We start from the raw sequence: 12,494 nt of genomic DNA, 5'->3' as shown, positions 1-12,494 counted from the left end.
GACAGCGTGACCTACGTCATCGCGCAGCCTTGTGTCGACGTCAAGGACAAGGCGTGCATCGAGGAGTGCCCGGTCGACTGCATCTACGAGGGCCAGCGGTCCTTGTACATCCACCCGGACGAATGCGTCGACTGTGGTGCCTGTGAGCCGGTATGCCCGGTCGAGGCGATCTTCTACGAGGACGACACTCCGGAGGAGTGGAAGGACTACTACAAGGCGAACGTCGAGTTCTTCGACGAGCTCGGCTCCCCCGGCGGCGCCAGCAAGCTGGGTCTGATCGAGCGCGACCACCCGTTCGTCGCCGCGCTCCCGCCGCAGGCCGAGTAACCCTCACCGGCGACCCGCACAGCGTGCCGCCTCGGTCCCGTACGGCCTGATCGCCCTGATCGTCGTACGGGACCGAGGCGTTGCCGTATCTGCTGTACCAGAAAGTGAGCGAGATCCCGTGTCCGCAGTCTCCGACCGCCTTCCGGCCTTCCCCTGGGACAAGCTGGAGCCGTACAAGAAGACGGCCGCCGCGCACCCCGACGGCATCGTCGACCTCTCCGTCGGCACGCCGGTCGACCCGGTCCCTGAGCTGATCCAGAAGGCCCTGATCGACGCGGCGGACTCCCCGGGCTATCCGACGGTCTGGGGCACCCCGGCACTGCGTGACGCGATCACGGGCTGGGTGGAGCGCCGCCTGGGCGCCCGTGAGGTCACCCACCGGCACGTCCTGCCGATCGTCGGCTCCAAGGAACTGGTCGCCTGGCTCCCCACCCAGCTGGGCCTCGGCCCCGGCGACAGGGTGGCCTACCCGCGGCTCGCCTACCCGACGTACGAGGTCGGCGCCCGCCTCGCCCGCGCCGACCACGAGGTCTACGACGACCCGACCGACCTGGACCCGGCCGGCCTGAAGCTCCTCTGGCTGAACTCCCCGTCGAACCCGACGGGCAAGGTCCTGTCCAAGGACGAGCTCACCCGGATCGTGGCGTGGGCCCGCTCGCACGGCATCCTGATCTTCTCCGACGAGTGCTACCTGGAGCTGGGCTGGGAGGCCGACCCGGTCTCGGTCCTGCACCCGGACGTGAACGGTGGCTCGTACGACGGCATCGTCGCCGTCCACAGCCTCTCCAAGCGCTCGAACCTGGCCGGCTACCGCGCCGCGTTCCTGGCCGGCGACCCCGCGGTCCTGTCGCCCCTCCTGCAGATCCGCAAGCACGGCGGCATGATGACGTCGGCCCCGACCCAGGCGGCCGTCGTCGCGGCCCTCGGCGACGACGAACACGTCCGCCTCCAGCGCGACCGCTACGCCGCCCGCCGCACGGCCCTGCGCGAGGCCCTGCTCCGCCACGGCTTCCGCATCGAACACAGCGAGGCCAGCCTCTACCTCTGGGCCACCAAGGACGTGTCCTGCTGGACGACGGTCTCGGCCCTGGCCGACCTGGGCATCCTCGTGGCCCCGGGCGACTTCTACGGCGAGGCGGGCGCCCACCACGTACGAGTCGCCTTCACAGCAACGGACGAACGCGTGCGGGCAGCCGTACAGCGCCTGACGTAACCACGGCCGCCGGTCCCCGCCGCTACCCCTGTGGGCCGACCGGCGCCGCCGCTACCGACGGACCGACGGACTGGTGACGGCACGCAAAAGCCGACGGGGCCCAGGGAGACTCCCTGAACCCCGTCGGCTCAAGCCAGGCGCACGCCGACCGTCAGCCGATGGGAAGCCCCTGCACCGGCAGCGCCCCGGTCGCCGGCACGCCGGACCCAGCCGCGTCACCGAGAACGGTCCCGACCGACCCGGCAACACCGCCCGCGGTCTCCTGCGCCGCGGGCGTCGCCTTCTTCGTGACCTTGCTGCCGGCCTTGGTCGCCGTCGGCACCGCCTTCTTCGCGGCCTTGCCGCCGGTCTTGGTCACCTTGCCACTGGCCTTCGTCGCGGTCGGCAGCGCGCCGTCGACCGCGGTGTCGACGGCGCCACCCGCGAGCCCGGTGGCGTTGCCGGCCGCGCCGTCAACGACGCTCGCGCCGTCCAGGGCGGTCAGCCCGCCGACCTTGGAGGCGTCGGGCAGTTCGGGGGCCGCGCTGGCGGAGCCGGCCGCACCGACCCCGGCAGCCGCTCCCGCAGCGACGAGCAGCGCGGCACGGGCGATCCGGCGGGTCAGGGGGAGGGACATGATGCTCCTTCGACGGTTATGTCGGATGAGAACGATGAAGTGTCCGACCACGCCCGGCAGTTGACCGACTGGCTGTTGATCTCCGGGCTCGGACGCAGTGACTACCGCTCGAAGCCCTCGAAGGTTGCGGCGGCGCAACGTAAAGAGTTGGCAATGCGTCGCATTATCGCCTGCGGATAAATAGGGGCAAAACTCATGTCGCCCGAAACCCTGCCGAATCCTTACAGCCCTTGATTCTCAAGGCCTTTGACGGATGCGAGGGTGTCCGCGCGAAAACCTGCCCACGGCACCGACGGCCGACACCTCGGGTAACCCTCGGGAGTGATCCGCCGAACGTCTGCGCGTAGCAGTCGATGTGTACTGCTCGGCGGCTGCTACGGCATGGTCGCGATCCGGACCGAGTCCAGACTGCTCGGCGCCCCCGCGGTGCCCTGCCCCGCGAGCGGACGCCACCGGCTGTCGGTGTTCCCGGCGGTCCACTCGCGCCCGGCGTACGACACCCGCTTGATGTGCAGATCGGAGGCGTTGGCCACGGCCCAGTGGGCCAACTGCCAGCCGCGCTCCCGGACACCGCGCCCGGCGCCGGAACCCCCGTCCGCGGTCACGGGCAGCACGACGGTCTGCCCGCCGCTCCCGGACGCGGTGGGCGTTGGCGTGGGCGTCGCGTCCTCGGCACCCACCTCGGCAGAGGCCGGCTGCAGCGCGTCCCGCCCGAAATCCCGTACGAGCGCGGCCCGCACGGCGTCCGGGCCCGTGGTCAGCTTGGCGGCGGGGCGTCCCTCGCAGGTCAGCGTGGCCGCCGAACGCCCGGTGAGGGCGGCCGCGAGCAGCGTCGCGTCCGGCTCGTGCTTGGCGTACGCCTCGGGGAAGCCGCTGCGCTGGACGTGCTGCGCGGCCACGGTGAGCGGCATCTCCCTGTATCCGCGGACCTTGACCAGGTGCTTGTAGAACATGCCCGACGAATAGGTCGGGTCCATGATCTCCTGCTCGGTGCCCCAGCCCATCGAGGGCCGCTGCTGGAACAGGCCCAGCGAGTCGCGGTCGCCGTGGGCGATGTTGCGCAGCCCCGACTCCTGCAGCGCGGTCGCGAGGGCGATCGCCACGGCCCGCTCGGGCAGCCCCCGGCCGGTGCCGACGGCGGCGATCGTCGCCGCGTTCACCGCCTGTTCCGGTGTGAACTCGTACCGCGCCCCGGCGCCGTCGCCCGAAGCGACCTCGCAGCCCGGCTCGCCCGTGCCGCCGGTGACGTACTGCACCGCGAGATACCCCGCGACGGCGAGCAGGACAAGGAAGGCCGCCCCGCGACGCAGGAGGCGGCCACGACGTTTGGAGGAGGGGTACGGCTCTGGCACGCCTACAAGGTAGCTGAGGTTACCGAGGGGTATGGGTCGAGTGAGGAAAGTGGGCCGACGGCCCGACGGTCCGGCGCGTTAGGGTCGGCACCATGGCCGACACCTCCCTTGACCTCACGCTGGACGCCGCGAAGCTCACCGCGCAGCTCGTCGACTTCCCCTCCGTCAGCGGCACGGAACAGCCTCTCGCGGACGCGATCGAGGCCGCCCTGCGCGCCCTGCCGCATCTGACGGTCGACCGGTACGGCAACAACGTCGTGGCGCGCACCAACCTGGGTCGGCCGGAGCGCGTGATCCTCGCCGGCCACATCGACACGGTGCCGATCGCGGACAACGTCCCGTCGCGGCTGGACGCGGACGGCGTCCTGTGGGGCTGCGGCACCTGCGACATGAAGTCGGGCGTCGCGGTCCAGCTCCGCATCGCCGAGACGGTCCTGGCCCCGAACCGCGACCTGACCTTCGTCTTCTACGACAACGAAGAGGTCACCGCGGACCTCAACGGCCTCAAGCACGTGTCCGAGGCCCGTCCGGAGTGGCTGGAGGGCGACTTCGCGGTCCTGCTGGAGCCGTCGGACGGCGAGGTCGAGGGCGGCTGCCAGGGGACCCTCCGGGTGCTCCTGAAGACCACGGGCGAGCGCGCCCACTCCGCGCGCAGTTGGATGGGCTCCAACGCGATCCACGCGGCGGCCCCGATCCTGGCCCGCCTGGCGTCGTACGAGCCCCGTTACCCGGTGATCGACGGCCTGGAGTACCGGGAGGGCCTGAACGCGGTCGGCATCTCGGGCGGCGTGGCGGGCAATGTCATCCCGGACGAATGCGTCGTCACCGTCAACTTCCGCTACGCCCCCGACCGCACCGAGGAGGAGGCCATCGCACACGTCCGCGAGGTCTTCGCCGACTGCGGCGTCGAGGAGTTCGTGGTGGACGACCACAGCGGCGGCGCGCTCCCCGGCCTCTCCCACCCGGCGGCAGCGGCGTTCATGGCCGCGGTCGGCGGCACCGCGCGCCCCAAGTACGGCTGGACGGACGTCTCCCGTTTCTCCTCCCTCGGCATCCCCGCGGTCAACTACGGCCCCGGCAACCCGCACTTGGCACACAAGCGGGACGAGCGGGTGGAGACGGCGAAGATCCTTGCGGGGGAGGAGCGGCTCAGGGCGTGGCTCACGGCGTAGGACCCGGGCTGGACGAGCGATGAGCGTGCGCCCGGGGATCGCCGGTACGGCGCTTCATGGCGGACATGCACACGTCCCCCGTCCGTAACCCGCGTGGATCTACGCTGAGTGGAAAGACCTGCAACATCTGCACGACCTGCAAGACCGCAGGCCCCGCAGCGGAGGGAGCGTACATGGCTACCGGCAACCCCGAGGGGAAGAAGCAGCCACCGTCGGAGCAGCGTCTGGGACCGGTGATCCGCAGGCGGGATCAGGTGACGGCGAGCACGACCGACCAGCGCCTGCTGGATGCGGGCGGGCCCTCCGACTGGGTCCACACGGACCCCTGGCGAGTCCTGCGCATCCAGTCGGAGTTCATCGAGGGCTTCGGCACCCTCGCCGAACTCCCGGCCGCCATCAGCGTGTTCGGCTCGGCCCGCACACCGGCCGACTCTCCCGAGTACGACGCCGGAGTCCGCCTCGGCCGGGGCCTGGTCGAGGCCGGCTTCGCGGTCATCACCGGCGGCGGCCCCGGTGCCATGGAAGCGGCGAACAAGGGCGCCTGCGAGGCGAAGGGCGTCTCGGTCGGCCTCGGCATCGAGCTCCCCTTCGAGCAGGGGCTCAACCCCTACGTCGACATCGGCCTGAACTTCCGGTACTTCTTCGTCCGCAAGATGATGTTCGTCAAGTACGCCCAGGGCTTCGTGGTCCTCCCCGGCGGCCTCGGCACCCTCGACGAACTCTTCGAGGCCCTCACCCTCGTCCAGACCCAGAAGGTCACCCGCTTCCCGATCGTCCTCTTCGGCAGCGAGTACTGGGGCGGCCTGGTCGACTGGCTGAAGAACACCCTGATCGCCCAGGGCAAGGCCTCGGAGAAGGACCTGCTCCTGTTCCACGTCACGGACGACGTGGACGAGGCGGTGGCACTGGTGTCGAAGGAGGCGGGGCGCTAGCGCTGGGCATCGGCACCGGTCCCGGCAATCCAGCCCGTCCGGCGTTTGAGGACGAGGCCGTTCAGGCCGATGGCGGGGGTCTGGGGGCGGCAGCCCCCAGGTCCGGGGTCGAAGGGGCAGCGCCCCTCCAAGGACGGGACGGGTAGGGGCGGCGGGGGCGAAGAAGGCTAGGCCAACCCCCGCCGCGCCACCGCCGGCGCCCGCCACCCCGCGATCGACGCCACCATCTCCAACACCTGCCGCGTCTCCGCCACCTCATGCACCCGATACACCTGCGCCCCCAACCACGCCGACACCGCAGTAGTGGCCAACGTCCCCACCACCCGCTCCTTCACCGGCCGGTCCAACGTCTCCCCGACAAAGTCCTTGTTGGACAGCGACACCAGCACGGGCCACCCCGTCTCGACCATCTCCCCGAGCCGCCGAGTCGCCTCAAGACTGTGCCGCGTGCTCTTCCCGAAGTCGTGCCCCGGATCGATCAGGATCGACTCCCGCGGCACCCCCAGTGCCAGCGCCCGCTCGGCCAGCCCCACAGTCACCCGCAAAATGTCGGCCATGACGTCGTCGTACGTCACCCGATGCGGCCGGGTCCGAGGCTCCGCACCCCCGGCATGCGTACACACCAACCCCACCCCGTACCGAGCGGCGACCTCCGCCAGCCCGGGATCCACCCCACCCCACGCGTCGTTCAGCAGGTCCGCCCCCGCCTCGCACACCGCCGCCCCGACCTCGGCCCGCCAGGTGTCCACGCTGATCACGACATCCGGAAAGCGCCGCCGTACCTCGGCCACGAACCCGACCGTCCGCCGCGCCTCCTCCTCGGCGGTCACCTCTTCGCCGGGCCCGGCCTTGACCCCGCCGATGTCGATGATGGCCGCCCCCTCCGCCACGGCCTGCTCCACGCGCGCGAGGGCGGGCTCGTCGCGGAACGTCGCCCCCTGGTCGTAGAAGGAGTCCGGGGTCCGGTTCACGATCGCCATGATCACCGGCTCGTGCGTGTCGAACTCACGCCTGCCCAGCCTGAGCATCCCCTGTGACCTCTCCTTGTGTTTCCTGGTACGTCCCGCCCTTTGGGCCGCCTGCGACCCTAACTGTCAGAGTCGCATGGCACGATCGGACACTGACACACTCGACCGCTCGCATAAACCGACCGTGGGGGCCCGCAGCGATGGTTATGTTCTTGTTCCTGGTCGTCGCGCTGGCCGTCGTGGTCGCCGCGGTGACACTCGCCGTGGTGGGCGGCGGCGACAGCGACGGCCCGCTGCCCGAGGCGGCGCCCGAGCGCCTGCAGGACCTGCTGCCGCTGGACCGCCCGGTCGACCGCGCGGACATCGAGACCCTCCGCTTCCCGCTCGCCGCCCGCGGCTACCGCATGGCCGACGTCGACGACGCCCTCAGCCGGCTCGGCGCCGAGCTCGCCGAGCGCGACGCCCGTATCGCCGACCTGGAGTCCGCCCTGTCCGGCGCGCAGGCCTCGCGCGGTCATGTGTCGATGGACAAGCCCGCCCAGGAGGACCAGCAATGAGTGACGGCACGGCCCTCGCCGGCCCGGACGGCGCCCTGCGCTGCCCCTGGGCCCTGTCCACCCCGGACTACGTGACGTACCACGACGAGGAGTGGGGCCGCCCGGTCCACGGCGACGACGCCCTCTACGAACGCCTCAGCCTGGAGGCCTTCCAGTCGGGCCTGTCCTGGATCACGATCCTGCGCCGCCGCGAGGGTTTCCGAGCCGCCTTCGCGGGCTTCGAGATCGCCAAGGTCGCCGCCTTCACGGACACCGACAAGGACCGCCTCCTCACCGACGAGGGCATCATCCGCAACCGGGCGAAGATCGACGCGACCGTCGCCAACGCCCGCGTCCTGGCCGACTGGGCCCCCGGCGACCTGGACGCCCTGATCTGGTCCCACGCCCCGGACCCGACCACGCGCCCGGCCCCCAAGAGCGTCGCGGACGTCCCGGCGGTCACCCCGGAGTCGACTGCCCTGTCCAAGGCCCTGAAGAAGAGGGGCCTGCGCTTCGTAGGACCGACGACGGCATACGCGTTGATGCAGGCGTGCGGTCTGGTCGACGATCACTTGGAAACCTGCGTCGCGAGAATCACCGTCTAGGGGCGCGGGCTGTGTCGATGTGCGGGCTCCGCCGCGTGGCCGCGACCAGCCCCCCACGAGCCCGCAGACCCCGACGGCGCAACCGCCCCGAGCTCATCGGCCCAAGTACTTCGGCCTCTCCTTGTTGACGAAGGCCTGCACCGCGATCGCATGGTCCTCGGAAGACCCGGCCCGCGTCTGCAGCTCGTCCTCCTTCTCCAGGGTCTCCTCGAGTGAGTGCGACAGCCCGAACGCCACGGCCTCCTTGATCGCCCCATAGGCCACGGTCGGCCCCCCGGCGAGCGCCCGCGCAACCTTCTCGGCCTCGGCCCGCAGCTCCGCGGCGGGCACCAACCGGTTCGCGATCCCCAGCTCGTACGCCTCCTGCGCCTTGATGGTGCGGGGGAAGAGCAGCAGGTCCGCCGCGCGGCCCGGTCCGACGACCCGCGGCAGCGTCCACGAGATCCCGGAGTCGGCGGTCAGCGCGACCCCCGCGAAGGATGTGTTGAAGGCCGCCGTGTCGGCCACCACCCGATAGTCCGCCGCCAGCGCGAACCCGAAGCCGGCTCCGGCAGCGACCCCGTTCACCCCGGCGACCACGGGCTTCGACATCCCGGCCAGCGCCCGCACGATGGGGTTGTAGTGCTCCCGCACGGTGCTCATCGTCTGCCCCGAACCCGTCTCCCGGTCGGAGATCAGCAGCCCGATGTGCTCCTTGAGGTCCTGCCCCACGCAGAACGCCCGCTCCCCGGCCGCGGTCAGCAGTACGGCTCGTACGGCGTCGTCGCCCGCCGCAGCCTGGACCGCGTCCCGCAGGGCGACCTTGGTCTCGATGTTCAGCGCGTTCATCGCCTCGGGGCGGTTCAGCGTGATCGTCGCGAGCCCGTCGCTCACCTCGTAGAGCACGGTGTCGGCCATGGCGTATCCCCTCCGGTGTGGCGGCTCGGGCGTACTCGTCGGTACGCACCTGTCTGAAGGACAGCATGGCGGAGATCATCGGCAACGGCCCCGACCGGACGTGTGACCTGCGTCAAAGAATTTGTGTCAGGTTCCGTTCGGCCGAAGCGCGTGCGGCGGAGCAGTATCGCAGTCACATCGCCGAATTGAGTGGTTTTGCTCGCGCGCGTTGCCCAAGCGATGCCGACTGATGTTGGTCATCGGGTCCTGAGATGCGGGATAATGGCTTGGAAGCAATGTGTTCGATGCCGGTGTCGCGTGTCCCATACCCGACGCGCGTGCCCTCCATGGGGCCGTCGGCTTTGACGATGAGCTGGTTTCAGGAAGGGGAACGAGCATGGCGGCCATGAAGCCGCGGACGGGCGATGGCCCGCTCGAGGTGACCAAGGAGGGGCGGGGCATCGTCATGCGCGTTCCGCTCGAAGGCGGCGGTCGGCTCGTCGTCGAGCTGACCCCGGACGAGGCCGACGCGCTCGGCGATGCCCTCAAGAAGGTCGTCGGCTGACGCGGCAGCGACCCCACCCTTTCGGCGACCCCGGCACCGCACATGGTGCCGGGGTCGTTGCTTTCCCCGGTACCTCTGCGAGTCTCTTCGGTTCGTCCGTCGGTCCTACCGGCACGCTCGCCAGTCTTCCCGGTAGGTCCGTGGCTATTCCCGGCAGGGATACGGCGTGTGTGGCGGCCGGTCAGGCGGTCAGCGCTTGACCGCGCAGAGCAGCCCGTCGCCCACCGGCAGCAGGGACGGCACCAGCTCCTGGCTCTCGCGCACCGCGCGCAGCAGTTCCCGGATCCGTATGACCTCGGTGGGCTGCGGGCCCGAGTCGACGGTGCGGCCGCTGGCGAAGACGCCCTCGAAGACGACGAGGCCGCCCGAACGCAGCAGGCGCAACGATTCAGCGAGATAGTCGAGGAACTCCAGCCGGTCGCCGTCGCAGAAGACGAGGTCGTAACCGGCGTCGGCGAGGCGGGGCAGGACGTCCAGGGCGCGGCCCGGGATGAAGCGGGCGCGGTTGCTGGCGAAGCCGGCGGCCCGGAAGGCCTGGCGGGCGAACTGCTGGTGCTCGGGCTCGGGGTCGACCGTGGTCAGCACGCCGTCCGGGCGCATACCGTGCAGGAGGTGGATTCCGGAGACGCCGGTACCGGTGCCGATCTCCGCGACGGCCTTGGCGTCCACCGCGGCGGCGAGCATCCGCAGCGCGGCACCCGTGCCGGGCGACACCGAGCGCAGCCCCGCCTCACGGGCCCGGTCACGGGCCCAGCGCAGGACGTCGTCCTCGGCGACGTAGGCGTCGGCGAACGCCCAGCTCGTCTGCCGGTTGCCGGTAATGACCCTCTCCTGTCCCCGTGGTTGCCTGGGCGTGACTGTATCCGTTGCGCCCGGGAACCCGCAGATGGGACCAGGCGTTTAGAGGGGTGGGAAGACGAGCGGGGGGACACAGTTGGATCACGACGACGAGCAGGGCCGAGAGCAAGTGCTGACGCAGGCCCACCAGCCGTGTCAGCCCAGATCAAATTCTCGTAAAACCGCTTATCCGGAGCTAACGGGCGAGGTGGCTATGGTAGGGGCTCCACTGGACACCACCAGAGCCGACAGGGGAGGTGCGGCTGCGCCTGTGGATCGGGGAGGAGTGCTCCGGCGCTTTCTCGGATCGGCAGGTAGGCCGAAATCCGTGAACGACACCGCTGACCACAGCCACGCCGACGGCTACGCCCAGACCGCGACCTTTTCCACCGACGCGGACGGGCAGGCGTGGACTCCGCCCACCTGGGAGGAGATCGTCAGCACGCACAGCGGCCGCGTCTACCGCCTGGCGTACCGCCTGACCGGCAACCAGCACGACGCAGAGGACCTGACGCAGGAAGTCTTCGTCCGCGTCTTCCGCTCCCTGTCGACGTACACGCCGGGCACCTTCGAGGGCTGGCTGCACCGCATCACCACCAACCTCTTCCTGGACATGGTCCGTCGCAAGCAGCGCATCCGCTTCGACGCGCTGGGCGACGACGCCGCCGAGCGGCTGCCCAGCAAGGAGCCCACGCCCCAGCAGGTCTTCAACGACGCGCACTTCGACGCGGACGTCCAGCAGGCCCTCGACACCCTCGCGCCCGAGTTCCGCGCCGCGGTCGTCCTGTGCGACATCGAAGGACTGTCGTACGAGGAGATCGCCGCGACTCTCGGAGTCAAGCTCGGCACCGTCCGCTCCCGTATCCACCGCGGCCGTTCCCAGCTGCGCAAGGCCCTCGCGCACCGTTCGCCGGAGGCGCGTGCCGAGCGCCGCTCCTTCGTGCCGCGCGTGCCTGCACTGGGGGGAGGGGGCGCGACCGCGTGAGTGGAACCCGACCCAACCCCGCCGAACGGCTCCTCGCCGAGCAGCACCTTGGCGACCGACTCTCCGCCCTCGTCGACGGAGAGCTCGGTCATGAGACGCGCGAGCGCGTCCTGGCCCACCTGGCGACCTGCGCCAGGTGCAAGTCGGAGGTCGACGCCCAGCGCCGACTGAAGAACGTCTTCGCGGAGGCGGCCCCGCCGCCTCCCTCAGAGAGTTTCCTGGCCCGTCTTCAGGGCCTCCCCGGAGGAGGTGACCTGGACGGCGGTGGCTCGCCGCTGGGCGGGGGAGGATTCGGCGGACTGTCCGGACGGCCGGGCGCCGGGGCCTTCGGCATGAAGCGGGACGACCGCTTCGAGTTCGGATACGTCCCGTCGCGTTCGCACGCCGTCCCGGCGCTCCCCGCCTCCGACGGCGGCTTCCGCACCCACCCCGTGGGCCGTCATGACGCCGATCGCGCGTCCTCCCGCATGCGGTTCGCCCTGGTCGCGGCGGGCGCGGTGTCGCTGGCGGCGATCTCGCTGGGCGGCGTCACGACCAGTGCGCCGACCGACGCGGAGGCACGCGGCGGCTCGGGGACCGGCAGCAATGTGACGCCGACGCGGACCCAGGGCACGGGCGCCACGACGGCACCGGAGAACCAGCGCCGCCGTGGGGTGGGCCCCCTGCTCGCCCAGGGGCAGGGTGACGGGACGCCCGACACCCCCGTGGCCCCGACCGAGGTCTCGGCTCCCCTCCTGCCCGGGATGCCGGTCCAGGCCGCCGACGCGGACATACACACCCTCGCCGCGCCCGTGGTGGCCGGCGCGGCCGCCATGTCCCCGCTGATACGCCCGCTCGGCGCGACCTCGCCGCTCGCGCTGACCTCGTGGGCCACGACCGCCGCGATCACAGCGGCCCCCGACCTGCTCACCGCACCCCTCCCCGACGCCACCTCATCCCCCTCCGCCCCTCCGGCCACCGGCCGCTGACCCGGTCTCTGCGCAGCGGCCCACGAACCTGATTGAATCCAGGGTGGGCCGCGCGCCGTGCCTGCGGGCCGGGCGCGGAGTGGATGAACTGCGGCCGCCGTTGACGCCGCGTGCCGGATGGGGGGTAGCACGAGGTCGCCGGTTTCCTGGGGGAACCTGAGTGCGACAGCGCAGAGTCGAGTAGGCATTCGGGCGCCGGGATGTCCCGGTGGCGGCCTGCCGGGTAGCCAGGGACCACATGCGGCGGCTGCCGTCGGCGCGGCACCGTTCGGGCGGGGTTCCTTGGACAGCCGGCACATACGGGCTGCGGGGTGGCGACCGATCGGCTGAGGCTGCCCAGCCGGACGCCGGCCGTGTCCGTTCGGATGCGGCCAGGAGCGGAGCGCCCTACTCGAGCATCGGGTCAGCAGTGAGCAGGAAGCAGAGCATGAACGAGGGGAAGCCCGCGAAGGCGAAGTGGTGGAACCGACCTCGACCGCAGGGGCCTTCGGCCGAGCCGGAGGGGGCGGCTCCTACGCCCGACGACTTGCGCGAGCCGAGGA

At 71.1% G+C, this 12,494-nt stretch carries 15 protein-coding genes; 10 read left to right on the top strand and 5 right to left on the bottom strand.

The features are described 5' to 3' along the window. The first annotated feature begins 6 nt into the window (after positions 1-6). Positions 7-327 carry a ferredoxin gene (fdxA, locus tag OG331_RS18750; RefSeq protein ID WP_007495984.1) on the top strand — a complete coding sequence of 107 codons (321 nt, stop codon included), beginning with the start codon at positions 7-9 and terminating at the stop codon, positions 325-327. 118 nt (positions 328-445) lie between these two features. Beyond that, positions 446-1,540, top strand: coding sequence for a bifunctional succinyldiaminopimelate transaminase/glutamate-prephenate aminotransferase (locus OG331_RS18745; RefSeq protein WP_406197619.1), 1,095 nt, complete (start codon positions 446-448; stop codon positions 1,538-1,540). Positions 1,541-1,691: 151 nt separating this feature from the next. On the opposite strand, the gene OG331_RS18740 is transcribed toward OG331_RS18745, so the two are convergent. After that, the gene (locus OG331_RS18740; RefSeq protein ID WP_406197617.1) at positions 1,692-2,156 is read right to left on the bottom strand and encodes an ATP-binding protein; all 465 of its coding nucleotides are present in this window, start codon (positions 2,154-2,156) and stop codon (positions 1,692-1,694) included. Between the two features lie 374 nt (positions 2,157-2,530). After that, positions 2,531-3,508 carry a heavy metal transporter gene (locus OG331_RS18735; protein WP_406197615.1) on the bottom strand — a complete coding sequence of 326 codons (978 nt, stop codon included), beginning with the start codon at positions 3,506-3,508 and terminating at the stop codon, positions 2,531-2,533. A gap of 92 nt (positions 3,509-3,600) precedes the next feature. On the opposite strand from OG331_RS18735, the gene dapE reads away from it, so the two are divergent. Together dapE and OG331_RS18725 are read left to right on the top strand one after the other, a co-directional pair. Continuing rightward, the gene (gene dapE / locus OG331_RS18730) at positions 3,601-4,680 is read left to right on the top strand and encodes a succinyl-diaminopimelate desuccinylase (protein ID WP_406197613.1); all 1,080 of its coding nucleotides are present in this window, start codon (positions 3,601-3,603) and stop codon (positions 4,678-4,680) included. A 173-nt stretch (positions 4,681-4,853) separates the two neighbouring features. After that, on the top strand, positions 4,854-5,612 hold the full coding sequence (locus OG331_RS18725; protein WP_362380688.1) for a TIGR00730 family Rossman fold protein: 759 nt from the start codon (positions 4,854-4,856) through the stop codon (positions 5,610-5,612). Between the two features lie 167 nt (positions 5,613-5,779). Here OG331_RS18725 and folP read toward each other — a convergent pair whose 3' ends face one another. Beyond that, positions 5,780-6,640, bottom strand: a complete 861-nt coding sequence (gene folP, locus OG331_RS18720) for a dihydropteroate synthase (RefSeq protein ID WP_328879489.1) — start codon at positions 6,638-6,640, stop codon at positions 5,780-5,782. A gap of 146 nt (positions 6,641-6,786) precedes the next feature. Here folP and OG331_RS18715 point away from each other — a divergent pair, with 146 nt between their 5' ends. After that, complete coding sequence (locus tag OG331_RS18715; RefSeq protein ID WP_406210113.1) at positions 6,787-7,137, top strand: DivIVA domain-containing protein; 351 nt, start codon at positions 6,787-6,789, stop codon at positions 7,135-7,137. Then, entirely contained in the window at positions 7,134-7,721 is a 588-nt protein-coding gene (locus OG331_RS18710; protein ID WP_406197609.1) for a DNA-3-methyladenine glycosylase I, read from the top strand. The genes OG331_RS18715 and OG331_RS18710 overlap by 4 nt, the downstream gene beginning before the upstream one ends. A gap of 93 nt (positions 7,722-7,814) precedes the next feature. On the opposite strand, the gene OG331_RS18705 is transcribed toward OG331_RS18710, so the two are convergent. Further along, a complete protein-coding gene (locus OG331_RS18705) occupies positions 7,815-8,618 on the bottom strand; it encodes an enoyl-CoA hydratase/isomerase family protein (RefSeq protein ID WP_406197607.1) in 804 nt (267 codons plus the stop codon). A 65-nt stretch (positions 8,619-8,683) separates the two neighbouring features. Between OG331_RS18705 and OG331_RS18700 the strand changes: the two genes are divergently transcribed. Next, positions 8,684-8,848, top strand: a complete 165-nt coding sequence (locus tag OG331_RS18700) for a hypothetical protein (protein WP_406197605.1) — start codon at positions 8,684-8,686, stop codon at positions 8,846-8,848. Positions 8,849-8,994: 146 nt separating this feature from the next. Beyond that, the gene (locus OG331_RS18695; protein ID WP_003966491.1) at positions 8,995-9,162 is read left to right on the top strand and encodes a DUF3117 domain-containing protein; all 168 of its coding nucleotides are present in this window, start codon (positions 8,995-8,997) and stop codon (positions 9,160-9,162) included. A 189-nt stretch (positions 9,163-9,351) separates the two neighbouring features. Here OG331_RS18695 and OG331_RS18690 read toward each other — a convergent pair whose 3' ends face one another. After that, positions 9,352-10,050, bottom strand: coding sequence for an O-methyltransferase (locus tag OG331_RS18690; RefSeq protein WP_406210110.1), 699 nt, complete (start codon positions 10,048-10,050; stop codon positions 9,352-9,354). Between the two features lie 235 nt (positions 10,051-10,285). On the opposite strand from OG331_RS18690, the gene sigE reads away from it, so the two are divergent. Next, on the top strand, positions 10,286-10,984 hold the full coding sequence (gene sigE / locus OG331_RS18685; RefSeq protein WP_406197603.1) for an RNA polymerase sigma factor SigE: 699 nt from the start codon (positions 10,286-10,288) through the stop codon (positions 10,982-10,984). Further along, positions 10,981-11,952 carry an anti-sigma factor family protein gene (locus OG331_RS18680; RefSeq protein WP_406197601.1) on the top strand — a complete coding sequence of 324 codons (972 nt, stop codon included), beginning with the start codon at positions 10,981-10,983 and terminating at the stop codon, positions 11,950-11,952. Before sigE ends, OG331_RS18680 begins: the two co-directional genes overlap by 4 nt. The last annotated feature ends 542 nt before the right edge of the window (positions 11,953-12,494 follow it).

The sequence above is a fragment of the Streptomyces sp. NBC_01017 genome (genome assembly GCF_045162795.1).
GTDB lineage: Bacteria > Actinomycetota > Actinomycetes > Streptomycetales > Streptomycetaceae > Streptomyces > Streptomyces machairae.
The sequence above is the reverse complement of the archived record's forward strand: the minus strand, read 5'-3'. Positions and strand labels throughout refer to the sequence as shown.